The organism is Saccharopolyspora sp. NPDC003752, from assembly GCF_053605825.1.
Genome location: NZ_JBSGJZ010000001.1, coordinates 107277 through 131369, shown reverse-complemented (window position 1 = coordinate 131369; position 24093 = coordinate 107277). Strand labels below are relative to the sequence as shown.

Annotated in this window: 24 protein-coding genes; 13 read left to right on the top strand and 11 right to left on the bottom strand. The window is 71.1% G+C overall.

The features are described from left to right. Positions 1–112: 112 nt before the first annotated feature. Together ACWEV3_RS00620 and ACWEV3_RS00615 are read right to left on the bottom strand one after the other, a co-directional pair. On the bottom strand, positions 113–745 hold the full coding sequence (locus ACWEV3_RS00620) for an NAD(P)-dependent oxidoreductase (protein ID WP_452611840.1): 633 nt from the start codon (positions 743–745) through the stop codon (positions 113–115). Next, positions 742–1671 carry an EamA family transporter gene (locus ACWEV3_RS00615; protein ID WP_452612226.1) on the bottom strand — a complete coding sequence of 310 codons (930 nt, stop codon included), beginning with the start codon at positions 1669–1671 and terminating at the stop codon, positions 742–744. The genes ACWEV3_RS00620 and ACWEV3_RS00615 overlap by 4 nt, the downstream gene beginning before the upstream one ends. Before the next feature lie 82 nt (positions 1672–1753). Between ACWEV3_RS00615 and ACWEV3_RS00610 the strand changes: the two genes are divergently transcribed. Beyond that, positions 1754–2647 (top strand): LysR family transcriptional regulator, encoded by an 894-nt coding sequence (locus tag ACWEV3_RS00610; RefSeq protein ID WP_452611839.1) that lies wholly within the window; start codon positions 1754–1756, stop codon positions 2645–2647. A gap of 149 nt (positions 2648–2796) precedes the next feature. Continuing rightward, on the top strand, positions 2797–3204 hold the full coding sequence (locus ACWEV3_RS00605) for a RidA family protein (protein WP_452611838.1): 408 nt from the start codon (positions 2797–2799) through the stop codon (positions 3202–3204). 398 nt (positions 3205–3602) lie between these two features. On the opposite strand, the gene ACWEV3_RS00600 is transcribed toward ACWEV3_RS00605, so the two are convergent. Next, positions 3603–4205, bottom strand: a complete 603-nt coding sequence (locus tag ACWEV3_RS00600) for a GNAT family N-acetyltransferase (protein ID WP_452611837.1) — start codon at positions 4203–4205, stop codon at positions 3603–3605. A 115-nt stretch (positions 4206–4320) separates the two neighbouring features. Between ACWEV3_RS00600 and ACWEV3_RS00595 the strand changes: the two genes are divergently transcribed. Further along, the gene (locus tag ACWEV3_RS00595) at positions 4321–5109 is read left to right on the top strand and encodes a TetR/AcrR family transcriptional regulator (protein WP_452611836.1); all 789 of its coding nucleotides are present in this window, start codon (positions 4321–4323) and stop codon (positions 5107–5109) included. On the opposite strand, the gene ACWEV3_RS00590 is transcribed toward ACWEV3_RS00595, so the two are convergent. The 3 genes from ACWEV3_RS00590 to ACWEV3_RS00580 all read right to left on the bottom strand — a co-directional run bounded on the left by ACWEV3_RS00590 (position 5110) and on the right by ACWEV3_RS00580 (position 7562). Beyond that, positions 5110–5898: a CPBP family intramembrane glutamic endopeptidase gene (locus ACWEV3_RS00590; RefSeq protein ID WP_452611835.1), complete on the bottom strand. Its 789-nt coding sequence runs from the start codon at positions 5896–5898 to the stop codon at positions 5110–5112. 89 nt (positions 5899–5987) lie between these two features. Beyond that, the gene (locus ACWEV3_RS00585; RefSeq protein ID WP_452612225.1) at positions 5988–6809 is read right to left on the bottom strand and encodes an LLM class F420-dependent oxidoreductase; all 822 of its coding nucleotides are present in this window, start codon (positions 6807–6809) and stop codon (positions 5988–5990) included. A 54-nt stretch (positions 6810–6863) separates the two neighbouring features. Continuing rightward, complete coding sequence (locus tag ACWEV3_RS00580) at positions 6864–7562, bottom strand: class I SAM-dependent DNA methyltransferase (RefSeq protein WP_452611834.1); 699 nt, start codon at positions 7560–7562, stop codon at positions 6864–6866. Between the two features lie 175 nt (positions 7563–7737). Between ACWEV3_RS00580 and ACWEV3_RS00575 the strand changes: the two genes are divergently transcribed. Genes ACWEV3_RS00575 through ACWEV3_RS00565 form a run of 3 tightly spaced genes read left to right on the top strand, consistent with a single transcriptional unit; the run spans position 7738 to position 10730 of the window. Next, complete coding sequence (locus ACWEV3_RS00575; RefSeq protein ID WP_452611833.1) at positions 7738–8703, top strand: hypothetical protein; 966 nt, start codon at positions 7738–7740, stop codon at positions 8701–8703. Further along, positions 8625–9320 carry a hypothetical protein gene (locus tag ACWEV3_RS00570; RefSeq protein WP_452611832.1) on the top strand — a complete coding sequence of 232 codons (696 nt, stop codon included), beginning with the start codon at positions 8625–8627 and terminating at the stop codon, positions 9318–9320. The genes ACWEV3_RS00575 and ACWEV3_RS00570 overlap by 79 nt, the downstream gene beginning before the upstream one ends. 27 nt (positions 9321–9347) lie before the next feature. Then, positions 9348–10730 (top strand): toll/interleukin-1 receptor domain-containing protein, encoded by a 1383-nt coding sequence (locus tag ACWEV3_RS00565; RefSeq protein WP_452611831.1) that lies wholly within the window; start codon positions 9348–9350, stop codon positions 10728–10730. 4 nt (positions 10731–10734) lie between these two features. Here ACWEV3_RS00565 and ACWEV3_RS00560 read toward each other — a convergent pair whose 3' ends face one another. Next, positions 10735–11907, bottom strand: a complete 1173-nt coding sequence (locus ACWEV3_RS00560) for a 4-hydroxybenzoate 3-monooxygenase (RefSeq protein WP_452611830.1) — start codon at positions 11905–11907, stop codon at positions 10735–10737. Between the two features lie 130 nt (positions 11908–12037). Between ACWEV3_RS00560 and ACWEV3_RS00555 the strand changes: the two genes are divergently transcribed. The 4 genes from ACWEV3_RS00555 to ACWEV3_RS00540 all read left to right on the top strand — a co-directional run bounded on the left by ACWEV3_RS00555 (position 12038) and on the right by ACWEV3_RS00540 (position 15850). Further along, entirely contained in the window at positions 12038–12643 is a 606-nt protein-coding gene (locus ACWEV3_RS00555) for a TetR/AcrR family transcriptional regulator (protein WP_452611829.1), read from the top strand. Between the two features lie 256 nt (positions 12644–12899). Next, the gene (locus ACWEV3_RS00550; RefSeq protein WP_452611828.1) at positions 12900–13958 is read left to right on the top strand and encodes an acyl-CoA dehydrogenase family protein; all 1059 of its coding nucleotides are present in this window, start codon (positions 12900–12902) and stop codon (positions 13956–13958) included. Positions 13959–13960: 2 nt separating this feature from the next. Then, positions 13961–15127 (top strand): acyl-CoA dehydrogenase family protein, encoded by a 1167-nt coding sequence (locus ACWEV3_RS00545; protein ID WP_452611827.1) that lies wholly within the window; start codon positions 13961–13963, stop codon positions 15125–15127. A gap of 93 nt (positions 15128–15220) precedes the next feature. Beyond that, entirely contained in the window at positions 15221–15850 is a 630-nt protein-coding gene (locus ACWEV3_RS00540) for a LysE family translocator (RefSeq protein ID WP_452611826.1), read from the top strand. Between the two features lie 153 nt (positions 15851–16003). Here the strand turns inward: ACWEV3_RS00540 and ACWEV3_RS00535 are convergent, their stop codons facing one another. The 3 genes from ACWEV3_RS00535 to ACWEV3_RS00525 all read right to left on the bottom strand — a co-directional run bounded on the left by ACWEV3_RS00535 (position 16004) and on the right by ACWEV3_RS00525 (position 19433). Continuing rightward, a complete protein-coding gene (locus tag ACWEV3_RS00535) occupies positions 16004–16210 on the bottom strand; it encodes a YbdD/YjiX family protein (RefSeq protein WP_452611825.1) in 207 nt (68 codons plus the stop codon). Next, complete coding sequence (locus ACWEV3_RS00530) at positions 16207–18366, bottom strand: carbon starvation CstA family protein (RefSeq protein WP_452611824.1); 2160 nt, start codon at positions 18364–18366, stop codon at positions 16207–16209. The genes ACWEV3_RS00535 and ACWEV3_RS00530 overlap by 4 nt, the downstream gene beginning before the upstream one ends. Before the next feature lie 242 nt (positions 18367–18608). Further along, on the bottom strand, positions 18609–19433 hold the full coding sequence (locus tag ACWEV3_RS00525) for an LLM class F420-dependent oxidoreductase (protein ID WP_452611823.1): 825 nt from the start codon (positions 19431–19433) through the stop codon (positions 18609–18611). Between the two features lie 329 nt (positions 19434–19762). Here ACWEV3_RS00525 and ACWEV3_RS00520 point away from each other — a divergent pair, with 329 nt between their 5' ends. From ACWEV3_RS00520 to ACWEV3_RS00510, 3 genes are all read left to right on the top strand, one after another. After that, positions 19763–20305, top strand: coding sequence for a SigE family RNA polymerase sigma factor (locus ACWEV3_RS00520; RefSeq protein WP_235884220.1), 543 nt, complete (start codon positions 19763–19765; stop codon positions 20303–20305). Continuing rightward, positions 20302–21330 (top strand): hypothetical protein, encoded by a 1029-nt coding sequence (locus ACWEV3_RS00515; protein ID WP_452611822.1) that lies wholly within the window; start codon positions 20302–20304, stop codon positions 21328–21330. Before ACWEV3_RS00520 ends, ACWEV3_RS00515 begins: the two co-directional genes overlap by 4 nt. Positions 21331–21445: 115 nt before the next feature. Beyond that, a complete protein-coding gene (locus tag ACWEV3_RS00510; protein ID WP_452611821.1) occupies positions 21446–22132 on the top strand; it encodes a hypothetical protein in 687 nt (228 codons plus the stop codon). Between the two features lie 346 nt (positions 22133–22478). On the opposite strand, the gene ACWEV3_RS00505 is transcribed toward ACWEV3_RS00510, so the two are convergent. Further along, positions 22479–23723 carry a hypothetical protein gene (locus ACWEV3_RS00505; protein WP_452611820.1) on the bottom strand — a complete coding sequence of 415 codons (1245 nt, stop codon included), beginning with the start codon at positions 23721–23723 and terminating at the stop codon, positions 22479–22481. Between the last annotated feature and the right edge of the window lie 370 nt (positions 23724–24093).

The following is a 24093-nucleotide window of genomic DNA, read 5'->3' as shown; positions in this document are numbered from 1 at the left end:
ATCGCCCTGCCGTTCCCCATCGGCCGCACGAATCCGGAGAGAGGTGAACGGCCCGTTCGCCCCATCTATCGAGGCGAACGGGCCGTTCACCCACCCCGGCCAGCTGAGCTGGTCAGTAGCCGACGGTGAAGTGCTTCTCGGCACGCGGGTTCTCCAGTTCGTCGAGGACCGCGACCGCGAGGTCCTCCGCCGAGATCCGGGACGCGCCTTCCGCGTCGGTGAGGAGCGTGGTTCCGCCGCGCCGGTAGGTTCCGGTGCGGTGGCCCGGTGCGAGGACCGCGGGCGGCGACAGGTACACCCAGTCGGCCGGGTGTTCGCGGCAGGCGTCCAGTTGCGCGACGCTCGCCTCGGCGATGACGCGCCACTCCGGGGCCACGTAGTCGGGGTTGTCGACCACGAGCTGCTCGGAGCTTCCCGGGGTCTGCAGCGGTCCGGCGCCGCCGATGATGACGATGCGGGTTCGGGTTTCCACGGCCGCGTCGAGCAATGCCGTGATCGTCGCGGGGACCGTGCCTTCCCGCCCCGGACGGGGGCGGGTCGCCGCCACGATCGCGTCGGCTTCGGTGAACAGCTTGCTCATCTGGTCCCGGTCGGTGGCATCGCCCCGGACGGCGTTCACGCCTCCGGGCAGGGATGTGGGTACTTCTCCGCGGAACACGGCGGTGACGTCGTGCCCTCGGTCGGAGGCTTCGGAGGTGACCCGGGAGCCGACCATGCCGGCGGCTCCGATGACGGAGATCCTCATCGTGCGGTCCTTTCTGCGGTGAAGTTCGGAGTGAGTCGCGGGGAGAACTGGCCCGCGACGATTGCGGCGAGCGAGAGCGCGAAGCCGAGCAGCTGGATCGGGCCGAGCGTCTGGCCGAGCAGCACCGCGCCGAGGAGCGCGGCGACGATCGGGGAGAACAGGCCGAGGACGGCGACCGAGGTGACCGGCAGCGTCTTGATGCCGCGGAACCACAGGACGTATGCGGCCAAACCGCCGACCAGGCCCAGCCAGAGGTAGCCGAGTGCGCCGGGCAGGTCGATCGCCGGCGGGGGTCCCTCGAAGAAGAACGTGACGGGCACGAGGAACAGGCCGCCTGCGGTGAGCTGCCATCCCGCGAAAGCGGTGGGCCCAACACCGGCGGGACGTCCCCACCGCTTGGTGAGCGTCACGCCCAGCGCCATCGAAGCCGCGGCGGTGAGGCCGGCCAGGATCCCGGGGCCGTCGAACGCCGCATCCGGGCCGATCACCACCAGGCCGACGCCCACGACGCCGACGACACCCCAGGTGAACCGCCAAGCGGAGGGGCGCTCACCGAGGACCGCGACCGCCAGGACCGCCACGATGAGCGGTTGCGACGCGCCGAGCGTGGCGGCGACGCCGCCCGGCAGCCGCTCGGCCGCCACGAACAGCATCGCGAAGAGCATCCCGATGTTCAGCACGCCGAGCACCGCGGCCTTTCCCCACCACGTCCCGCGCGGCAGCGTCCGCGTGAGCGCCAACGCGATCAGCCCCGCGGGCAACGCGCGCAGGATCCCCGCGAAGAAGGGGTGGCCTGGCGGGAGGAGTTCGGTGGTGACCACGTAGGTCGTGCCCCACACCATGGGCGCGAGCGCCGTCAACGCGGTGCGGGATGCGATCCCGCTTGCCGCGCCGCTGTCGGCGGTCGCGGAGATCGTATGGTTCATCACCCGGCAAGTCTCGGTCGACCAGCATCAATGAGTCCAACACATGTTTGTCAACGGATCCATCTCGATGCACGATAGATCCATGGAGCTCCAGCAGATGCGCTACGTCGTCGCGGTCGCCGAGACGAACAGCTTCACCCGCGCCGCCGAGCGGTGCCTGGTCGTCCAGTCCGCGCTCAGCCACCAGGTGGCGCGCCTGGAACGGGAACTCGGCGGCAAGCTCTTCGAGCGCACCAGCCGCCGGGTGCGGCTGACGCCGGCCGGCGAGGCGTTCCTGCCCGCCGCCCGGCAATGCCTCGACGCCGCCGAGCGCGCCGCGGCCGAGGTCGCCGCGGCCCTCGGCGAGGTGCGCGGGCGGCTGACCGTCGGCGTGATCCCCACCGTCGCCGCGGTGGACATTCCGGCCGCGCTGCACGAATTCCGCAGCCGGTACCCGAACGTGCGCATCGGCCTGCGCGTCGGCGCCAGCGAGGAGCTCGTCGCGCAGGTCAGGGATGGCGTCCTCGACGTCGCCTGCCTGGGGCTGCCGGCCACGATCGAGCCGCGCGGGGTCCGCACCCGGGTGACCGCCCGGGATCGGCTCGTCGCCGTCGTCGCGCCCGGGCACCCGCTCGCCGGGGAACCGGAGGTCGACCTCCGCAGGCTTGCCGCCGAGGTGTTCGTGGACTTCCCCCTCGGGTCGGCCGGTCGCGCCCAATCCGATCAGGCCTTCGCCGCGGCGGGCCTCGACCGCGACATCGCCTTCGAGGTGCCCGCCCCGGACCTGATGATCCGGATCGTCCGGCGGGGCCTCGGCATCGCCATGCTCGCCTCCACCTACGTGCCGCAGCTGACGGGCGTGCAGACCATCGAGGTGTCCGACGCACCTGCCCGCATCGAGTACCTGGCGTGGAACGACGTCGGCCCGACGCCCGCGGCGAAGGCCTTCCTGGAGATCGCCGGCGTGCCCGCGCACGACCTCGCCGACCGGTCCTGAGCCGCCGTCATCGCGCTGAACTGCTCGGTCACCGCGAGGTTCCCGAGTCACCGAAAAGTGCGTTCTTCCATGACAGTGACCACTTTCCTACCGTTTGCGAAGAACCGGAGGAGGCGAGCCCTGGCTCGCACGAGGAGGAAGCAGGCAGCATGGCCATCACCCTGGTGAACCCCAGCGGATTGCCGGAAATCGGCGCCTACCGGCAGGTTTCGATCGCGACCGGCTCGAAGCTGGTCTTCATCGCCGGGCAGGTCGCGTGGGACGCCAACGGGATCACGGTCGGCGAAGGCGATCTCACCGCCCAGGTCGAGCAGTGCTACCTCAACGTCGGCACCGCCCTTGCCGAGGTCGGCGCTTCCTTCGACGACGTGGCGAAGCTGACCGTCTACGTCGCCGACTGGACGCCCGACAAGCTGCCCCTGTTCATGGAAGGCGTCGCGCGTGCGGCGGCGAAGCTGGGCGTCGCCCCGGTGCCGCCGGCCACGCTGCTCGGAGTGGCGGCGCTGCACGTGCCCGAGCACCTGGTCGAGGTCGAGGCCACCGCGATCATCGACTGATCAGGCGCGTCCCCGGCGGGCCGCCCGACCGGGCGAGAGCCCCAACGGACAAGGGCTTTCGGCCACCTGCGGAGATCAGCGGGTCCTGTTCTGGCCGCAATTTCCATTGAAATCGAACCTTCGATTTCAATGAGCGTTTTTCATTCTGGTCGGCCCGCAGCCGCGGGTCGTGAAGCTGCACGTCGATGGGGTGTCGCATGCGCCGCAGGCGCATAGCCCACCTACGACACCCGCACCGCCGCGGGTTCTCAGAGGTTTCCTGGCGAGGACGGCTCCTCCGCCGTGTATTGGGCATACATCAGGAGGGGCACCCACAGTCCAGGGAGCCTCTGAGGTTCCGCTACCCGCACCGCCACGCAGAACGAGGTTGGAAAAATCTCAATGGAAATTGCGGTGGGTCACCCGCTTGCCGGACGCGGTTCGCGCCACATGGGTTGCAGCCGGGGGCCGTCGTCGGGAAGCTCGATCGGCTCGCCCAGCGGCTCGAAGCCGTGCCGCGCGTAGAGGGCCTGGTTGCGCGGCGTGCTCGCTTCCAGGTACGTCGGCTGGGCCTCGGCGTCGGCTCGGTGGAGCCGGTGCCGCAGGATCGCGCTTCCGACGCCGCTTCCGCGGCTCGCGGCGAGCACGCCCATGGAGGACAGGAAGACGTGCGGCTCGTCCGGGTGCCGCTGCGCGACCAGCGTCAGCACGGTGGCCATGCGGCGCAGCACGGGATCGGCACCGGCCGATTCGGCCAGAGCCACCGCCTCCCGGCGGACCCGCTCCGCCGACCGCAAGGTCAGCCAGACCGACAGTCCCTCGATCGTCCCGTCCGCGCGTTGTGCGACCAGGACTTCGTCCGCGCCCAGCGCTTCGCGGACGGAGTCCCGGAACAGCGCACCGGGGAGCTCCCGGCCGGACGCGACCCAGCTGGTGACCGCTTCGTCGGCGCAGGCCGCGGCGTAGGCCGGGACGATGCGGTCGAGTTCGGCGGGCGCGGCCCGGCGGACGATCAGCTCCATCGCGGTCCCTTCAATACGCGGTAAACAGCCCTGCTCTCCCGCCATTCTTCGGGCACTATCGGGTGGTGGCGAGCCTTTTCGTCACGGGAAGTCGTGTGACGAAAAGGAAGATCCCATGCGGTGTGCGCAATGCGGCGTCGAGCTCGCGGCCGCCGAGCGGGGCAGGCCGCGCCGCTACTGCAGCCGGTCCTGCCAGGCGCGCGCGTACCGGGCCAGAAAGGACGGCGTCGGGCTGAACCGCCGTTCCGCGCCCAGGGGCGAACGCGCGCGCGGAGAGCTGGACCGGGCGGCGATCGTGCGGAGCGCGATCCGGATCGCCGACGCCGAAGGGCTTTCCGCGGTCTCCATGCGCGCCGTCGCGGCGAGCAACGGCGTTGCGGCGATGGCGTTGTACCGGCACGTGTCCGGAAAGGACGAACTGGTCCGCGCGATGGTGGACGCCGTTGTCGCGGAATACCGGCCAGCAGATCCGGATTCCGCCGATTGGCGTGCAGCGCTGGAGCATCAGGCGCGGCAGGAATGGGCGCTGTACCAACGACATCCGTGGGTGCTGGCGGTGCTCGCCTCGACGCGCCCGCCGCTGGGCGGCTCCGTGCTCGCGATGGTCGACCGGTCGATGACCGCGCTCGCCGGGCACTTCGACGCCGACACGAGCCTCTCGGTGTACCTGCTGGTCAGCGGCTACGTGCAGGGCATGGCTCTGCTGCTGACCGCGGAGGGGCAGGCGTTCCGGGAGTCCGGGGTCGGCTACGAGCGGTGGTGGTCGGCGCGGCGGGACCACCTGGTCGGCACCGCCGGAGTCCGCTACCCGTGGCTGGCCGAGGTGTCTTCGGCGGCGCGGCTCGACGACTGGTTCGAGTTCGGCCTGCAACGCGTGCTGGACGGCATCGGCGCTCGCCTGTGATCAGCGGGACGAGAACCGGTATCGGGCAAGGGTTTTCGGCCCCCAGAGGGTCACGACCAGGGCCGCCGCGGCCAGCGTGACGGGCGCCGCGAACGCCGGGTCGTAGGCCCAGCCGTCCTCCGACATCGAGTACGTCACGTTCATCGTCATGTGGAACAGGACCGCGGCGAACACGCTGCGCCCCGTGTTGTTGTGCAGCCACACGATGATCACCCTGGCCGCGACGGTGAAAGCGCATTGCCAGAAAGCCCACGCGGGCTCGTGGAGCTGCAGGTACGGCACCAGGTGCCAGGCCGCCCACACGGTTCCGACGATGGCGCCACCGCCGAGCGCTCCCCACCGCTGCTGCATCGGGCCGGTGGCGTAGCCCGTCCAGCCCACTTCCTCCGCGACGCCCGCGATGAAGTAGAGGACGCAGTAGATCAGCACCGACGTCCACGAGATGTGCGGTTCGGGCAGCGGTTGCCCGGCGAGCAGCATCAGCCAGTACGACACCAGCGTGACCGCGGGCATGATCAGCAGGATCGGCGCGTACCAGATCCGCCGCCTGATGCTCGAAACGTCAACGGCGGCGCGGAGAATCCTGCGCACCTCGCCGGCACCGTCGTTGATGCCGACGAGGATCGCAGCGGCCACCAGCGGGACGACGAACTGCAGGGCGCTCAACGGCAGGTTCGCCGGCAGTCGCACGTCGGAGAACTCGCCGAGGAGCACGAACGGGGCGGCCAGGACGAAGACCAGCGCGAAGAACGTCCACGGTGACCTCGACCAAGCCCCATGCGTCGCCACGAAACCCCCGATCCTCCACTTCGGACCAGGGAATCCTCCCGCCGCACCGACGACCGCGCATCGGGGAGAACCCCGAGCCGCCCCTGACGTCAGCGCAGTGCTTCGGCGAGCGCGCGGAAGGTCGGCAGCGGGTCGCCGCCGAGCGCCTGGATGCCCACGTGGTTCGCGCCCGCCTCCAGGTGCGCGTTGATGCCTTCGGCGATCTGCTCCGCGTTGCCGTGCAGGGCCAGGGCGTCGATCAGGCGGTTGCTGCCGGGCACCGCGACGTCCTCGGCGGTGAAGTCGTACCGGCGCAGGTTCCTGGTGTAGTTGCTCAGGTTCAGGTACATCTCCACCGCCGCGCGGCCGGTGGTGCGGGCGCGCTCCGGGTCGGTGTCGAGCACGACCTTCTGCTCCGGGGCGAGCAGCGGCGCGTCGCCGAGGATCTCCCTGGCGTGCCTGGTGTGCTCGGGAACGGTCAGGTACGGGTGGGCTCCCGCGGCCCGGTCGCCGGCCAGCTGGAGCACCTTCGGACCGAGCGCGGCGAGCACGCGGCCGGACGCGGGAACCCCGGCGGCGTCCAGCCGGTCGAGGTAGTCGACCAGCGCCTGGTACGGCTTGGTGTAGGTGTCGGTCATCTCGCGGTGGCCGGCGCCGATGCCGAGGACGAACCGGTCCGGGTGCTTCGCGGCGATCCGGTGGTAGGACTCGGCCACGGTCCGGGCGTCGGAGTTCCAGATGTTCACGATCCCGGTGGCGACGGTGATCCCGTCGGTGGCGTCCAGCAGCCGCTCCGCCAGCGCCAGGTCCGCCGGCGGCGAGCCGCCGATCCAGATCGTGCCGTAGCCGAGCCTCTCCACCTCGATCGCCAGTTCGGGGTCGAGCCCGGTGGACAGCCGCCAGATGCCGAGTTTGCCGAGTTCTGCGGTCATGGCCATGGCCAACACGGCGAGCTCCCGCGGCATTCCCGGCATCGCCCGACCGTGTCAGCTGTCCTTGCGCCAGACGTAGGCGGCGGAGATCGGGTGGTTGCGGAAGCGCTCCCACTTCGGCTTCACCGCGAGCCATCCGTCGTCGATCACGCCCTCGCGCAGCTCCGCCAGCCGCCAGCCCGCCGCGAGCGCCGCCGCCACGTGGTCGCTGATGAGGTGCACGTTGGTGGTGATGGCCACCGATTCGCCGGCGTCGTTGGTGTAGTGCGTCGGCATGCCCGAGGTCATGATGAAGTGCGGGTGGAACGTCACCAGCACGAACGCGGCCTTCGGCGCGGCCAGCCGCCACGCCTCCCGGTACAGCGGGTTCAGGTCGTCCAGGTGCTCGTCGATCAGCGACGAGATCACCAGGTCGTAGGCCGCATCGGGGAGACCGGTGGCGGCGACGTTGGCTTCCACGAGCCGGTCGTGGGCGCCGCGGCGCTGCGCGAAGGCGAGCATTTCCGGCGTCAGGTCCACCCCGTCGATCGATGGGATTCCCTTGTCCCGCAGCCACTGCCCGGTCCGTCCGGTGCCGCAGCCGAGGTCGGCGGCCCGCGTGACGGCCGCCCAGGACGGCTCCTGGAGCCGGTCGAGCAGCGCGATGTCCATCGCGTCCTCGACGGTCTGCTCGTAGTGCGCGACCCATTCGCCGTATCCGGTGCGGACGTCCACGGTGCGGTATCCCCGCGCGTCGAAATCGCTGAACTCCATTGGGCCGATTATTCAGCCCGGTGCTCCTGCCGCGAAACGATTTTTCCGCCGGCCGGCCCAGCGTTGCTCCGTGCGGGATCACAGGTCCGCCCCGGATTCGGGGAACGGCTTGACTGATCACGTTCCGCGACGACATGGTTGCGGACTGCCTGTTTGTGCGGACGGGGAGGTCGGCATGGGGGAGGACGGCAGACAGCGGCGGCCGTTCCACGTTCCGGTGGTCAGGCGGCGCTGGCCGCAGCTGGGCATCGCCGCGGCCTGCGCGGTGGTGCTGGTGGTCGCCGCCTACTTCGTCGTCACGACGACGAGCGGCTGCGCTTCCGGGCTGCACCGGACCGGGCCGCTGGACGAGTGCATCGGGGTCACCGACGGGCCGGGTGAGTTCGGGCTCAGCGACGGGCGGGGCGGCTTCGACGGCAGCCTGCGGGTCGTGCAGGACAAGATCGCGGCGGAGAACGCCCGGGTTCGGCGGATCAGCCGCGAGCAGAACAAGCCCTACGTCAGCATCGCCTACTTCAGCCCGCTCACCGTCGCCAAGCCGGACACCACCACGATCGAGGCGGTCCGGCGCGGCCTGGAGGGCACCTACGTTTCGCAGCTGCGCGCGAACGCCGACGGCCGGGAGGAGTGGGGCGGCAACCTGCCGCTGATCCAGGTGCTGCTGGCCAATCCCGGCAGCCGGAGCGCGCAGTGGGAGCCGGTGGTCGAGCAGCTGCGGCAGCTCGCGGAGCCCGAGGAGAACGGCCGGCTGGTGGCGGTGACCGGGCTCGGGCAGAGCCTCGCGGGCACCCGGGACGCGATAAACCGCCTGTCCCAGCACAGGATTCCGATGGTCGGCGCGATCTCACCGCCGACGAGTTCGCGACCGATCCGGCGGCGCCCGAGGCGAAGGGGCTGCTGCGGGTGGCGCCGCCGAACTCCGCGCAGGCCGGCGCGCTGGTCAGGCGCCTGGAGGAGACGCAGCTCGCGCTGGTCGTCTGGGACCGCAACGAGGACGAGGTCTTCGCCCGGGACCTGGCGAACGCGTACGAGGCCGCGTACCAGCAGCGCGGCGGGAAGCTGGTGCGCGGCGAGCCGTTCGACTCCGCGCAGCTGGCCACCGCCAACACCTTCCCGGCGATGGTGCCGAACATCTGCCTGAAGAGGCCGGACGTGATCCTGTTCGCCGGCCGGCTGCGCGAGCTGAAGCCGTTCCTCAACGCGCTGTCCTCCCGGTCCTGCACGGAGCTGAAGATGCGCGTGCTCATCACCGACAGCGTCATCAACATCGGCGGCGACCCGGAAATCCAGCGCAGCCTGGAATCCGGGATCACGTTGGAGTACTCGCAGCTGGCGGCTCCGGAGGCGTGGCGCGCCGCGCCGCAGTACTTCCCGCGGCGATCGACCGAGTACTTCATCCCCGGTTCCACCGCGACCGCCGTCTTCCAGCAGGAGTTCCCCGGCGAGTCGATCGACGACGGCCTGGCCATCGTCACCTTCGACGCGCTGGGCGTGGCCATCACCGCGGCCCGCCGCGCCGTGCACAACAACAAGTTCGGCGAGAAGCTGCCCAGCGCGGACGGGGTCGCCGCGGAGTTCGACCGGATGAGCGACACGGGGGCCGTGGACGGCGCCAGCGGCTGGCTCTCCTTCGACACGGAGACCGGGCGCCCGGACAGCAAGGCCCTGCTGGTGTTCCGGGTGACCAAGGAGATCGGCCGGCCCGTCTCGTCGGTGCCGGTCGTGATCTCGGAGACGGGAACCCCGTACCTGCCGTAGCGACCGGTCGACGATGGGGAGTGGTCGATGCAGCCGTTCGAAGCGCCCGCGCGCGAACGCATCTTCATCAGCTACCGCCACGGCGACAACGCCTACGCGGCACGTTGGCTGAATGTCGTGCTGCGCGAGCGGTACGGCGCCGAGCGGGTTTTCTTCGACACGGGGATGGACCCGGGCGTCAACTACGTCCAGGAGATCGAGCGCGAGCTGGATTCCTGCGCTGTGCTGCTCGCGGTGATCGGTCCGCAGTGGATGGCCATCGCCGACGAGCTCGGGCAGCGGCGCCTGGAGAACCCGAACGACGTCGTGGTGCGGGAGATCTCGACGGCGCTGCACAACGGCGTGCCGGTGATCCCGGTGCTGATCGACGACGCGGCGATGCCGAAATCGGCGGAACTGCCGACCGGCCTGCGGCCGCTGACGCAGCACAACGGCGTGGTGCTCAACCCCGGCACCTCCGACTCCGAACTCGGCAGGCTCCTCGCCGCCCTCGACAAGCACCTGGCGAGCCCGAGCGCGCCGCCGGATCCCGAACCGGAACCGGAGCCCCGGAGCCGGTACGACCTGCTCCACGACCTCGTGCAGGAGTGCATCACGCCGCCGGACGGCCCGGGTCGCGAGCTGCCGGTGATCCGGCTGCTCGGCAGCGGCACCGAGATGCTGGCGTACCTGGCGGAGGACTGCGGGCCTTCCGTGCCGCACACCCGGCTCGACTTCGACGCGGAGGGGCTGACGTCGCTGCGCCGGGCGGTGGTCGAGCTGGCCGTGCGCTTCGGCGGCCGGGGTTCGCCGCAGTTCCGCCACCTGATGCTGTGCATCGTCGCCGCGGGTTCGGGTTTCGGCGCCGGGACGGCGTTGTCCAAGCTGCGCAACGCGGTGCTCGCCGCGGAGCAGCCGGACTTCTCCCGGGTGACGTTCGACGCCGTGGTCGGCGCGTTGCAGGCGTCGGGAGCCCTGCTGAACTGGTCCGGCGTCCTCGCGGACGCGTTGCTCAGCGGCGGCGAGCGGGCGCAGTGGCGCAGGCGGCTGCGGGCGTTGACCGGGTTCCGGGATTCCGCCGGTGTGGCACCCGATCCGTGGGCGGAGCCGGATGCGGTGGGTTCGCGCGAGTTCGACGAGGTGCTCCTGGCGGCCTTCCTCGCAGACCTGCGCCAGGCCCACGCGGGCCGGCGGCCGGGGCGCGCGATGAACTGCGTGGCCCTGCTGGACAACGCGGATGCGCCGCTCGGCGAGCGGTTCCTGGACCTGCTGCTCGACCTCCGGCGAGGGCTCCCGCCCGATCCGCTCGTGGTCGTCGCGGCGGGCCGGCAGTGGCAGCCGCCGCTGGACGCCCCGGAGGCCGTCGACCTGCCGGCCCTGGCGGAGTGGCAGGAGAACCGGGGCTCCGAGTGGCTGCCGGTCGATCTGTGAACCGTCAGCGCAGGGGGAGGCCGACGTAGTTCTCCGCCAGCGTGGTGGCCGCCGCGGTGGAGGTGCGGAGGTAGTCGAACTGGGCGCGCTGCAGGCGCCGTTCGAAGGCCGCGTCCGGGCCGCCGAAGTGGTGCGTCAGCGAGGTCATCCACCACGAGAAGTTCTGCACCCGCCAGACCCGTTGCAGGCAGGCCGCGGAGTAGCCGTCCAGGCCGGTGGTGCTGCCGGTCCGGTGGTAGGTGGCCACCGCGTCGGCGAGCCGGTCCACATCGGACACCGCGAGGTTGAGCCCCTTCGCGCCGGTCGGCGGGACGATGTGGGCGGAATCGCCGGCCAGGAAGAGACGGCCGTGGCGCAGCGGTTCGGCCACGAAGCTGCGCATCGCGGTGACGGTCTTGTCGATGATCGGGCCGTCGTGCAGCGTCCAGCCCGGCGTGCCCAGCCGGGTCCGCAGCTCCGCCCAGATCCGCTCGTCCGGCCACTCGCCGAGCGGCTCGTCCGGGGCGCATTGCAGGTAGAAGCGGCTCACCTCGGCCGATCGCATGCTGTGCAGCGCGAACCCGTTGGCGTGGTTGGCGTAGATCAGCTCGGCGGAGGACGGCGCGACGGAGGCCAGGACGCCCAGCCAGCCGAAGGGGTGGACGCGCTCGTAGACGGTCCGCGTCCCGGCCGGGATGGTGTCCCGGCAGACGCCGTGGAAGCCGTCGCAGCCCGCGACGAAGTCGGCGTGCAGTTCGCGCTCGACGCCCTCGTGGGTGAAGCGGACGAACGGCCGGTCGGTCGTCACGTCGTGCACGCCGACGTCGGCGACCTCGAACAGCACCTGGCCGTCGTCGCGCCGGCGGCGCTCGGCGAGGTCGCGCACCACCTCCTGCTGGCCGTACACGGTGATCCCGCGGCCGGTGAGCTCCCGGAACGGGATGCGCAGGCGTTCCTCGTCGAACTGCAGGTGCACGCCGTCGTGCATGTCGCCCTCGCGCAGCATCCGGTCGCCGACCCCGGCTTCGCGCAGCAGGTCCGCGGTGCCCTGTTCGAGCACGCCGGCACGCACGCGGTGCTGGACGTACTCCTGGCTGTGCCGCTCCAGCACGACGGAGTCGATGCCGTGCAGGTGCAGCAGGTGGGACAGCAGCAGCCCGGCGGGACCGCCGCCGACGATCGCGACCTGGGTGCGCAAGGCGGCTCCTCCCGTCGGGTCTGGCACCACTCCACTGCGGGTTCCCGGAGTCCGCAAGCCGTGCGGGCCGCGCCGCGCGAAAACGAGCCTGGAAGCGTTGCGCCCCCGGATCGGGTGCCAGGATGGCGTGGTGGCGAAGGCACAGCGCGTCGGACGGCCCCGGGATCCAGCGGTGGACACGCGCGCCTTGGAGGCGGCGCGGGTGGTGTACGCCGAGCGCGGCTGGAGCGGCTTCTCGCTCGACGAGGTTGCCCGGCGCTCCGGGATCGGGAAGGGCTCGCTCTACCTGCGCTGGCCGAACAAGGCAGCGCTGCTGGTCGCCGCGGTGCGGGAGCGCACCCGGTTCATCGCCGAGATCGACACCGGTGAGCTGCGGGCCGACCTGATCGAGTTCGCCCGCGGCTGGATGGAGTACCTGGGCGCCGACGAGGGCGCGCTGACCTCCCGGCTGGGCGTGGACGCGCAGTTCTCGCCGGAGCTCGCCGAGTCGCTGACCGACGACCCGTACCCAGAGCACATCCGGGCGACCCGCGCGATCGTGCGCCGCGGCATCGAGCGCGGCGAACTGCCGCCCGGCGCGTCGGTGGCGCTGATCGCCGACCTGATCGCGGGCGCGGTGTCCAACCACGTCCGCGCCACGCCGCTGCACCTGCGCGGGCAGGTCTGGGCGGAGTCCGCGGGCTACCTGGCCGAGCTGGTCGACACCGTCCTGGCCGGGGTGCACGCCCGGTCCTGAGCCCCCGAAGGGCTATTGCGGACGGAAGTCGTCGGAAATATGTTCGGGTACGTCGGACTCAGCGCGAAACCAGGAGGTTTCGAATGAGCCACTGCCGCGACGACGATCCGGGTCTTCGGTGTCAGGCCGACCGCCCACCAGTGGCGGGACTTCCCGCGCCGGCGCGGGGTCGGCGCGCGCGGGAGATCCGCACCGGGTTGCTGGGCATGGATGAGGCCGTGCCTGCCGAACCGATCCGCCCTCCGGGAGCGTCCACATGACCTTCGACTTCACCGATGAGCAGCGCGCGCTGCGTCAGGCGGTGCGCGAGCTGCTCGACGACCACAGCGCGGAACCCGCCGTGCGCGCGGCGGCCGTGAGCGCCACCGGCGTCGACCAGGACCTGTGGAAGTTGCTCGCCGAGCAGCTCGGCCTGGCGGGCCTGGTGGTGCCTGAGCGCTTTGGCGGGGCGGAGGCCGGGCCGGTCGAGCTCGCCATCGTGCTGGAGGAGATGGGCAAGAAGCTGTTCTGCGGCCCGTATCTGTCGAGCTCGGTGCTCGCCGCCACGCTGCTGACCGAAATCTCGTGCGCGGAGTTCCTGCCGGACCTGGCGAGCGGACAGCGCACCGCGACGGTCGTGTTCGCGCAGCAGTCGATCGCCTCCGGTGAAAGGCTTTCCGGCGAGCAGCGCTTCGTGCTCGACGGCGCGACGGCCGACCTGCTGCTGGTGGTCGCCGGCGGGCCGCGGGTGTTCGCCGTCGACCCGGCCGCCGACGGCGTCTCGATCCAGCCGATGTCCACTGTGGATGGTACTCGGCGGCTCGCCGCGATCGCCCTCGACGACGTGCCCGCCCGGCCGGTCGGAGACCCCAGCAGCACCGCCGCGGCGGTGGACTGGACGCTGCGCACCGGGGAGGTCGCGCTCGCCGCTGAACAAGCCGGCGGGGCCCGGGCTGCGCTGGACATGGCCGTGGAATACGCCCGGACGCGGTTCCAGTTCGGCCGCGCCATCGGCAGCTTCCAGGCCATCAAGCACATGTGCGCCGACCTGCTGGTGGAGGTCGAGTCGGCGTACTCCACCGCCTACGCGGCGGCCTGGGCGCTGGCCGAGCGGAGCCCGGAGGCCACCGCGCTGGCCGCGATGGCGCAGGCCTTCTGCTCCGACGCGTTCGTGCGGGTGGCCGCCGACAACATCCAGATCCACGGCGGGATCGGCTTCACCTGGGACCATCCCGCGCACCTCTACTTGCGCCGAGCCCGCAGCAGCGCCCAGCTGCTCGGCGACGCGGCAACGCACCGCGAGCGCTACCTCTCCGCCATCGCCGATCAGGGGTGACCATGAACATCGACTCGTTGCGCAGCGAAGTGCGGCAGTGGCTCGCCGACCACTGGGACCCGGCGGCCGACCGCGCCGAATGGCTGGCCGCGGTGGTGGATCGCGGCTACGCGGTGCCGCGCTGGTCGCGCGAGGACTTCGGGCTCGGCCTGGACGAGGAATCGGCCGATGTCGTGGAGGCGGAGTTCCGCCGGGCCGGCGCGCCGGGCAGCGGCCAGGACCGGACCAACCTGTGGGCGAACACCGTCCTGGCGCACGGCAGCGCGGAGCTGCGGCAGCGGTTCATCCGGCCGCTGCTGCTCGGCGAGATCCGGATGTGCCTGCTCTACAGCGAACCCGGCGCCGGTTCCGACCTGGCGGGCCTGCGCACCACCGCGGTCGCGGACGGCGATTCCTACCGGGTCGACGGGCAGAAGGTGTGGACGTCCAACGCGGCCGAGGCCGACTACGGCATGCTCATCGCCCGCACCGACCCGGAGGTGCCGAAGCACCGCGGCATCAGCTTCTTCTTCCTGCCGATGGACCAGCCGGGCGTGACGGTGCGGCCGCTGCGGCAGATGACGGGGGAGGCGCACTTCAACGAGGTCTTCCTCACCGGTGCCCGGGTTCCGGCGGCGAACATGCTCGGCGAACCCGGCCAGGGCTGGCGGGTGCTGCAGACCGCGCTGGCCTACGAGCGGGTGGTGCTCGCGGAGTCCAACCGCGGCGCCAGCACGCGGCACGCGAAGAAGGACGGCGGGGAGGTCGACCTGATCGAGCTGGCCCGCAGGCACGGGCGGCTCGACGATCCGGTGGTGCGCCAGGACATCGCGCGGGTGCTGACGCTGCGGGCGGCGAACCGCTGGAACAACCAGCGCGCGCAGGCCGAGCTGGAACAGGGCACCTCCTCGTCGCTGGCATCGCTGGGGAAGCTGCTGATGTCGCGACTGCTGCACGAGACCGGCCGGGTGCAGACGGCGATCGTCGGCGCGGAGGCGATGCTGGAGGGCGCCGACCACCCCGACGGCGACGACGCGAACTTCGCCGCGATGAACGCCTACTTCACCTCGATCGGCGGCGGCACGGACCAGATCCAGCGCAACATCATCGGCGAACGGATCCTCCGCCTGCCCAAGGAACCGGATCGGTTCAGGGACGTACCCTTCCGGGAGATCCCCAAATCAGGCTGATCGCGGTCGCGGTCATGCGCGAGAGGACTTCCCAACTGACTCGGACTCCACTTCCCCGGCCCCGGTCGCACAGCGCTCGGATCGGGGGCTGAGATGGATCTCGGAATCGTGCTTGCGTTCATCGGCGCCGCGGCGGTGATCTCGCTGGTGCCCGGCCCGGACATGATGTTCATCCTGGCCAACGGCATTTCTTCGGGGCCGCGCGGCGGCGTCGTCGCGGCCCTGGGCATGTCCAGCGGCATCGTCGTGCACACGGTCGTGGCCGCGTTCGGGCTGACGGCGATGTTCCAGGCGGTGCCCGCGGCGCTGGAGGTCGTGCGGATCGCCGGTGTCGTCTTCCTGCTGTACCTGGCGGTCCAGTCGTGGCGGGCGTCGGCGGTGCCGGAGGTGCAGGCGGCACCGGCGAGGTCGCTGCGGCGCATCTACGCGCTTGCGGTGCTGACGAACGTGTCGAACCCCAAGGTGATCCTGTTCTACCTGGCGTTCGTCCCGCAGTTCATCAGCACGCAGTCGGACTGGCCGATCTCGATGCAGCTGCTGGCCCTCGGCGGACTGCTGGTCGTGGTGGGCATCAGCGTCGACGCCTCGGTGGGCCTCGCCTCGGGCTGGCTGTCGAACGTCCTGCTCCGCCGCCGGGCGATCCAACGCTGGCTGGACCGAACGGCGGCCGTGGTCTTCGGAGCCCTGGCCCTCCGAATGACGACCGAAGACCTGAGGACCTGACGCGAAACCTTCGAGTTTCAGCACAAACCGCGCACGGCATCTGACCAGCCGCAACGACAGCAAACCGGCCGGGATTTCGAATCCGTTCGCAGGTGGAGTGGAAAGGCGCTGCCGCCCGGGTGTTCCGGGCGGCAGCGCCTTCGGCTGAGCTGGTCAGCAGCAGCGGGAGCCGGGAGTTGCGTCCTGGCGGTCGACGTGGCGTCGCCAGAACTCCCGTTCCGGCAGCGGTTGCTCGTCCGGGTGGTTCCGGCTGTGGTGCTCCAGGTAGCGCTCGTAGGCGTTCTCGCCGACCACGCCGCGCACGATCTGCCAGGCCGTGCGAGCGGACTCGCGCAGCCTGGCCACGATCGTGCCGGTCATGTGCCCGCCCCGGCCTTCTCTGCCCCCGGCGTCCCGGCCGTCGCCAGCTCCTTCTGGATCCGCCGTTCCTCGGCCGTCGGGATCAGCCCGGACGGGGCGAACAGCTCCGACTCCACGTGCGGGACTTCGGTGTCCGGCAGCGGCGCGCCGGCACGCAGCGCCTTGATCCACACCCGGATCGCGTCCAGCAGCACGATCACGATCAGCAGGGCGAACAGGATGCTCAGCACTCCGTCCACAGTGGAGTTAACCACGACCTTCTGCATCTCCTCGACCGTGTGCGCCGAGCCCTTGCTGGTCTGGCCCGCGTCCAGCGCCGCCTGGTACGCCGCGCGCTGCGCGAAGAAGCCGATCTTGGGATCGACGGAGAAGATCTTCTGCCAGCTCGCGACCAGCGTCACCGCCGCGTCCCACGCCAGCGGGATCACCGTCACCCACGCGTACTTCGCCCGGCCCGTCTTGATCAGGATCGTGGTGGCCACCGCCAGCGCCACCGCCGCCAGCAGCTGGTTCGCGATGCCGAACAGCGGGAACAGCTGGTTGATGCCGCCCAGCGGGTCGTTCACCCCGGCCCACAGGAAGTAACCCCAGGAGCCGACGATCACGGCGCTGGCGATCCAGTTGCCCGGCTTCCAGCTGACGTCGCCGAAGCGCTTCCAGACGTTGCCCACGGTGTCCTGCAGCATGAACCGGCCCACCCGGGTTCCGGCGTCCACAGTGGTCAGGATGAACAGCGCCTCGAACATCACCGCGAAGTGGTACCAGAACGCCTTCATCGCGTCGCCGCCGATGACCTGCGAGAACACCTCGGAAAGGCCGACGGCCAGGGTCGGTGCGCCGCCGCTGCGGCCGACCAGCGTGCTCTCGTCCACCGCCGCCGCGGCCGCCGCCAGCTCCTCCGGGGAGATCTGGAAGCCGACCCCGGCGACCGCCTGCGACGCCGACTGCAGCGTGTTGCCGAGCACCGATGCCGGCATGTTCATCGCGTAGAACAGGCCCGGCTCGATGATGCACGCCGCGGCCAGCGCCATGATCGCCACGAACGACTCGGTGAGCATCCCGCCGTAGCCGATGACCCGGACCTGCGACTCCTTCTCCAGCAACTTCGGCGTGGTGCCCGAGGCCACCAGCGCGTGGAAGCCGGACAGCGCACCGCAGGCGATCGTGATGAACACGAACGGGAACAGCGAGCCGGCGAACACCGGACCCTGCCCGTTGAGCGCGAATTCGGTGATCGCCTCGGTCTGCATCATCGGCATCGCGATCAGGATCGACACCGCGAGCAGCACGATGACGCCGACCTTCATGAAGGTGCTCAGGTAGTCGCGCGGCGCCAGCAGCATCCACACCGGCAGCACCGAGGCGATGAACCCGTACGCGATCAGCGCGAAGGTCAGCTGGTTGCCGGTGAGCGTGAACATCCCGGCCAGCGCCGAATCGGCGACCCAGCTGCCCGCCACGATGCTCAGCAGCAGCAGCGCCACGCCGATCACCGAGACCTCGACGATCTTGCCCGGCCGCAGGTAGCGCAGGTAGAAGCCCATGAACAGGGCGATCGGGATCGTCATGCCGATCGAGAAGGTGCCCCACGGGGAACCCTTCAGCGCGCCGACCACGACCAGCGCCAGCACGGCCAGCAGGATGATCATGATGGCCAGCACGGCGATCAGCGCCGCGATGCCGCCGATCGGCCCGATCTCCTCGCGGGCCATCTGCCCGAGGCTGCGGCCGTCGCGCCGGGTGGAGAAGAACAGCACCACGATGTCCTGCACCGCGCCCGCGAAGATGACGCCGACGATGATCCAGATGGTGCCCGGCAGATAGCCCATCTGCGCGGCCAGCACCGGGCCCACCAGCGGGCCGGCTCCGGCGATCGCCGCGAAGTGGTGGCCGAAGAGCACGCGCCGGTCGGTCGGCTGGAAGTCGGTGCCGTTGTTCAGCCGCTCCGCGGGCGTCGCGCGGGTGTCGTCGACCTTCAGCACCCGGTAGGCGATGAACCGGGCGTAGAAGCGGTAACCGATGGCGTACGAGGCGAGCGCCGCGAACACCAGCCAGGCCGCGGAGATCTCCTCGCCGCGGAACAGCGCGATGACGCCCCACGAAATCGCGCCGACGACCGCCACCAACGTCCAGATGGCGATTTCCTTGGGACTCATCCTGCGTTTCCGAGCCGCCCCACCGCTCGGCGCTGTTTTCGTAGCCACCGTCCCCGGACTCCATTCCCGCGTATGCGCTGTGCAACACGACTGGGCACAGCAGACACGAGGATCTGCGCGCATGTCCCGAATGTCCAGCCCGATGCATGGAAGTAACCAGGATGTAAGCCACGCCTGGTAATCGCGAGACGAGGACCTGTGAACACCGCTGGCCCGCCGTGGCGGGCCAGCGGATTCGCCGATCAGCCGTGGCGTTCGGCGAGTTCCGCCAGCGCGTCGAGCCGGCGCAGCGATTCGTCGCGCTGGTGGGTCGGCAGCAGGAACAGCGCGCGGTCCACCCCGGCCGCCGCGTAGGACTCCAGGACCGCCGGATCGCGCGGCGCCGCGAATACCGAGACCGGCACCCGCCAACCCGCCCGGTCGCGCACCTTCGGCACCAGTTCGCCGAGGTTCTCGGTGCCACCGCGCGGCAACCAGCCGCCGCCGTACTCGGCGACCCGCGCGATGGCCCGCTCGCCCTCCCCGCCGACGTAGATCGGCGGATGCGGCTGCTGCACCGGCTTCGGCCACGCGTAGATCGGGTCGAAGTCGACGTGCTCGCCGTGGAACTCGGCCGCCTCCTTCGTCCAGATCTCCCGCATCGCCCGGATCCGCTCGTCCATCAGCGCGCCGCGGGTCGCCGGATCGGTGCCGTGGTTGCGCATCTCCTCCCGGTTCCAGCCCGCCCCGACGCCGAAGATGACGCGCCCGCCGGACACCAGGTCGAGGCTGGCGACCTCCTTGGCGGTGGTGATCGGATCGCGCTCGATGATCAGCGAGATCCCGGTGGCCACCAGCAGGCGCTCGGTGACCGCCGCGATCGCGGTGAGCGAGACGAACGGATCAAGCGTGCGGTAGTAGACGCGGGGCAGGTCGCCGCCGCCCGGATAGGGCGATTCCCGGCTCGCCGGGATGTGCGTGTGCTCGGGGGCGAAGAGCGAGTCGAACCCGCGCTCCTCGACGGCCCTGCCCAGTTCCGCCGGGCCGATTCCCTCATCGGTGATGAACGTGGTGATCCCGAACTTCATCAGCGCCTCCTAGAGCTGCGTCCGGCAAGGTCGCCCGGCCGATCCGGCGGTTCGGCGCCGCGCGGCACCACAGGCCTACCGCGCCGGTTGGCGACCGGCAAGAGCTCCCAACACCCGAACGGTGCTTACCCCGGTCGCGCGGGGCGGTAGTGCAGTGGGGCTGACCGGGCATGATCCATCTGGCGGCAGGGCTGGCAGAAGCCGCCACGAGATCATCATCGGCGGACCCGCCGGTAAACTTCGCCGCCGTTGGGTGCAGCCGATTGATTACAAGTGAAACCCGGCCGCAACCAAGGAGGGGGGCTTGGGCGTCGTGCAGATATGTGACGGTGTCGATCGCATTGCCCGTGACCGCCTGGCCGGGCGACGGGCTGGCGGCAATGGATGAACTGACGAGCAAGCTGACCGACCTCTACCAGGAGCATTACCGGCAACTGCTGCGCATCGCGATCCTGCTGGTGGACGACCGCGCCACCGCGGAGGACATCGTGCAGGACGCCTACGTGCGGGTCTTCGACTCCCGTTCGCGGCTGCGCGATCCGGACAAGGCGCTGGCATTCCTCCGGCAGGCGGTGCTCAACCGGGCCCGATCGATGCTGCGGCGACGGCTGATCGCCAAGAAGTACCAGCCGAAGCTCGCCGTCGAGGACCGCCAGCCCGACGACACGGGCCGCGGGGTCGATCGCGCGGTGCTGGCCGCGGCGCTGACCAAGCTGCCGCGCCGGCAGCGGGAGGCCGTGGTGCTGCGCTACTACGCCGATCTCAGCGAAGCGCGCACCGCGGAGGTCATGGGCTGCAGCCAGGGCGCGGTGAAGTCGTACTGCTCGCGTGGCGTCTCACGACTGTCGGATCTGCTGGGGGAGCGGGTGTGAAGGACGGGAACAGCACACGGGAAGTGGACCTGCTGCGGGCGCAGCTGCACCACCTGGTCGAAGACGTCGAGCCGAGGCCCGACGCGCTGCCGCGGCTGCTGGCCGGCGTGCGCCGCCGGAGATCGCCGCGCCGCCCGCTGATCGTGCTGGTCGGCGCGGCGGCGGTCGCGGCGGCCGCATTCGTCGTGGCCATGTTCGCGCTTCCGGGCCAGCACGACCCGGAACCGATCAGCGTCCGGCCGGACAGCTACCTCGCATCGCCGGAGCCGGGCGTGATCGCCGCCTTCGACGTGCTGTCGGGCCGGGAGGACCGGGAGGTCGCCCGCGTCGACGGCGCCGAGGCCGGCGTCCTCGCCGCCGACGACGACCGGATCTACACCATGGCGTCCACAGTGGATGGACGCCGGGTCGTCGAGGTGACCCCGCAGGGCGGGCAGCGGGTGCTGCCCGGGGAGGCCGGCGACGGCCGGCTGCTGGCCGCGGGCGGCGGGCGCGTCGCCTACCTGGACGGGAACGCCGTGGTGGTCGTGCGCGGCGAGAACCGGCAGACCATCGCGATCCCGTCCGGGCTGCGGGTGCACGACCTGGCGCTGGCCGACGACGGCCGGCTCGCCGTCCTGGCCGGGGAACAGGGCAGCCGCCGGGCCGCGGTGCTGCTGCTCGCGCCGGACGCGAACTCGCTGGCCGGGCACGTCGAGGCGGCGCCGGACGCGCCCTGCGGGCCGGTGGCGATCGCCTGGTCCGGGCTCGACGTCGCGGCGCTGGAACCGGTGGACTGCGACGGCGGGCAGGCACGGGTGGCCACCTTCGCGGCGGACACCGGGCGGAAGATCGGCGCCGGGGTGCCGTTCCGGACGCCGCTGCTGACCGCGGGCGAGGCGCGGCTGTCCGCGGACCCGCTGGGCCGTTTCCTGGTGTCCACCGGGAAGCAGGGGCAGTGGCTGGTGGACGGCTCGGTGATCCGCCCGATCCCGCCCGCCTGCTCCGGCGCCGGGGAGTGCGCGCCGGACCCCGGTACGTTCTGAGTCCGATCACGCTCCGCAGTGCGGACACGCCCCTGATCTGATCAATGCCAGGCTTGATCATCACAACGGCCGGACGATCGGCAGCGGCTTTCCGACGCTGAGGACAGGGGTGGACGTGCAGGCGCAACCACGGGAACTGCTGCGGCTGTACCGGACCGCGCTGGACCGGCCGAGGTGGCAGCAGGTGCTCGCGTTCGCGGTGTCGCTGTGGACGCTGGCCTGGATCATCGGCCAGTTCGTCACGCCGGATGACGGCCCGACCGCACTGGACGTGCTGGGCAGGCTCGCCGCGCGGCTCGGCCTCACCGGCGGCGAGTGGGCCGAGCGCATCACCGAAACCTGGCAGAGCAGCGGCGGCGGGTTCGCGCTCCTGGGCGGGCTGCTGTGGGCGGCGACGACCGAGCGCGGCCAGCTGCCGGCGCTGCTCGGCTGGATCGCGGTGATGCTCGGCGCGGAACGGCTCGGCTACCAGCCGGCGGTCCTGCTGGCGGTGGGGACCATGGTGGGCTTCGTGGTCGTGCTGTGGCTGGCGGCGCTGACCAGCGACCGGTTCGTCGACCGGCGGACCACGCTGCTGCCGCGCGACGTGCTGCGTGCGGGCGTCACCGCAGCGGCGCTGTCGGCCGTCGTCCCGCTGTACGCACCGGCGTTGTTCCTGGCCCGCCTGGGGAATCCGTACCTGACCAAGACCCCGAGGATCCTCTCCGCGGACCGAGCCCCGGCCCGCGACGGCTGGTCCAGGATCCCGGAGCAGGCCAAACCGGCCGAAGCCCGCGAAACCGAAGCCCGCGAACCGGACTAGGCGTGACCGGACCCACCGCCCCTACCGCAATTTCAATGGAAATCGAACCTTCGATTTCAATGAGGTTTTTCCAACCTCGTTCTGCGTGGCGGTGCGGGTGGCGGAACCTCAGAGGCTCCCTGGTCTGTGGGTGCCCCTCCTGATGTATGTCCAATACACGGCGGAGGGGCCGTCCTCGCCAGGAAACCTCTGAGAACCCGCGGCGGTGCCAGCGTCGTAGGTGGGCTATGCGCCTGCGGCGCATGCGACACCTCATCGACGTGCAGCTTTACGGCCCGCGGCTGCGGGCCGACCAGGATGAAAAAGGCTCAATGGAAATTGCGGCGGAACGCGACGGGTCGGTGCGTCAGGGTTGGGGTGTGAGGCGGAGGCCGCGTTCGGCCAGTGCGCGAAGGCCCACGTCATCCGGGTTGGAAGTGCGGTCCCGCCACGCGGTTTGCACGATCCGCACCTGGTTGCCGTTCTGCTGCACGGCCTGCGCGGCGTTGTCGAACCCGTCGGGACCGCCGGGCCGGCCCAAGCCGTCGGCGATCAGGTCCGTGACGCCGCCGGTGCCCGCGGTGTCGGCGACTTCCCGCAGCTCGCGCGCGGCTTGCTCGTCGGGCAGTTCGACGATGGCCACCGAGACCGCGGCCGGTCGCCCCGACACCTGGGTGTCGAACACCGCGCGGGTCAGGCCCCGGCACGGTCGCTGCTCGAACCAGCGCTGCACGTCGCCGAACGAGTGCCGGTCGCAGGAGGCGTCGCGAGCGGCCACCCGCTGCGTGAACTCGACTCCGTCGGCCCGCTGGACGGGCGGGGTCCGCGGCGGCGGGCTGGCGGCGGGCCGGCCGAGCGTCAACCACGTCCCGAGGACGCCGAAGACCAGCACCAGCGCCGCGGCCGCCGCGATCAGCTTGCCGCGCGGCGTGAATCGCCGCACCGCCGCGGGCCGGTCGGTGTACTTCGGGATCAGCATGGTGTCCGCAGTGGCCAGATCGGTGGCCCCGGACTCCGGGAAGCCCTCGGCGACCAGCTCGGCCGGGCCGAGCTCGCAGCTCTCGTCGAGCACCCGCAGCAACCGCTGGGCGGGTTCGACCGGGCAAGGCAGTTCGTAGGTGGCCAGCTCGCGGGCGGCGGCGAGGATCGCGGTCGTGTTCGGCGACACCACCCGCACCCCGCGGTGCAGGTCGGTGGTGGGCTGCGTGACCTGCCCGGCGTACGGGCCGACCACCACGATCGCGGCCACCGGCAGCGGCTCCAGCCCGCGCGACTGCAGGCTGCGGGCCAGCGCGGCGGCCGATTCGAGACCTTCCAGCCCGGGGTTGACCGCGCCTTCGGTGCGCACCAGCGGCCAGCCGTCGATCGTCCACGGGGTCTGCAACGGCGCGTCGACCTTCAGCGCGGGTTCGGGGAGGTCGACCCCGAGCACCACGACCACCCCGCGCGGCAGCACGATCACCGCGTCCAGCGGCCGGGGGCTGCCGGGCGGGCGGCAACCGAACACGGCGACCCCGCCCAGCACCGAGCAACCGGCGCCCCACGCGGAAATGGCCGCCCGGATGTCGGCGCCGACCTGGGCCGGTTCCGCACCGAGCCGCACCAGTCGCATGACGACCTCCAAGATCCGGTGGGGACCGCACGTTCGAGCAGAGACGTTAGTCGGGGCGTCCGAGTAATGTCGCGGGGTTTCGACTTTCGTCCGATCGAGTGGTGTCCACCACTCGTCCGCCGCCATCGCGTTGGTGCTTTCGAGCTAGCGCGAAAACCCCGGACAACGCCCCGGATCTGCGATTTCCGCTATTCGGGGCAGTCGCCGCCGGGCGGGTCCGGCTTCGCCGCGCGCCCGCGGGCCCGCGGCGGATGCCGTCGTTCTGGTGGCGAAGCGCTCCGCCCGCAATGCAGAATGGCGCCGCACCTGTTGATCGCCAAGTACGCGAGGTCGTAGGGGAAGACGTCCCTCGTCGAACAGCGGAGGTCAG

Excerpts from the sequence above, each read along its gene's own strand:
- ACWEV3_RS00565 (WP_452611831.1), top strand. The coding sequence starts at position 9,348 with ATGCAGCCGTTCGAAGCGCCCGCGCGCGAACGCATCTTCATCAGCTAC.
- ACWEV3_RS00585 (WP_452612225.1), bottom strand. The coding sequence starts at position 6,809 with ATGACCGCAGAACTCGGCAAACTCGGCATCTGGCGGCTGTCCACCGGG.
- ACWEV3_RS00595 (WP_452611836.1), top strand. The coding sequence starts at position 4,321 with ATGCGGTGTGCGCAATGCGGCGTCGAGCTCGCGGCCGCCGAGCGGGGC.
- ACWEV3_RS00610 (WP_452611839.1), top strand. The coding sequence starts at position 1,754 with ATGGAGCTCCAGCAGATGCGCTACGTCGTCGCGGTCGCCGAGACGAAC.
- ACWEV3_RS00620 (WP_452611840.1), bottom strand. The coding sequence starts at position 745 with ATGAGGATCTCCGTCATCGGAGCCGCCGGCATGGTCGGCTCCCGGGTC.
- ACWEV3_RS00530 (WP_452611824.1), bottom strand. The coding sequence starts at position 18,366 with ATGAGTCCCAAGGAAATCGCCATCTGGACGTTGGTGGCGGTCGTCGGC.
- ACWEV3_RS00550 (WP_452611828.1), top strand. The coding sequence starts at position 12,900 with ATGACCTTCGACTTCACCGATGAGCAGCGCGCGCTGCGTCAGGCGGTG.
- ACWEV3_RS00605 (WP_452611838.1), top strand. The coding sequence starts at position 2,797 with ATGGCCATCACCCTGGTGAACCCCAGCGGATTGCCGGAAATCGGCGCC.
- ACWEV3_RS00525 (WP_452611823.1), bottom strand. The coding sequence starts at position 19,433 with ATGAAGTTCGGGATCACCACGTTCATCACCGATGAGGGAATCGGCCCG.
- ACWEV3_RS00580 (WP_452611834.1), bottom strand. The coding sequence starts at position 7,562 with ATGGAGTTCAGCGATTTCGACGCGCGGGGATACCGCACCGTGGACGTC.
- ACWEV3_RS00505 (WP_452611820.1), bottom strand. The coding sequence starts at position 23,723 with ATGCGACTGGTGCGGCTCGGTGCGGAACCGGCCCAGGTCGGCGCCGAC.
- ACWEV3_RS00540 (WP_452611826.1), top strand. The coding sequence starts at position 15,221 with ATGGATCTCGGAATCGTGCTTGCGTTCATCGGCGCCGCGGCGGTGATC.
- ACWEV3_RS00545 (WP_452611827.1), top strand. The coding sequence starts at position 13,961 with ATGAACATCGACTCGTTGCGCAGCGAAGTGCGGCAGTGGCTCGCCGAC.
- ACWEV3_RS00600 (WP_452611837.1), bottom strand. The coding sequence starts at position 4,205 with ATGGAGCTGATCGTCCGCCGGGCCGCGCCCGCCGAACTCGACCGCATC.
- ACWEV3_RS00535 (WP_452611825.1), bottom strand. The coding sequence starts at position 16,210 with ATGACCGGCACGATCGTGGCCAGGCTGCGCGAGTCCGCTCGCACGGCC.
- ACWEV3_RS00575 (WP_452611833.1), top strand. The coding sequence starts at position 7,738 with ATGGGGGAGGACGGCAGACAGCGGCGGCCGTTCCACGTTCCGGTGGTC.
- ACWEV3_RS00615 (WP_452612226.1), bottom strand. The coding sequence starts at position 1,671 with ATGAACCATACGATCTCCGCGACCGCCGACAGCGGCGCGGCAAGCGGG.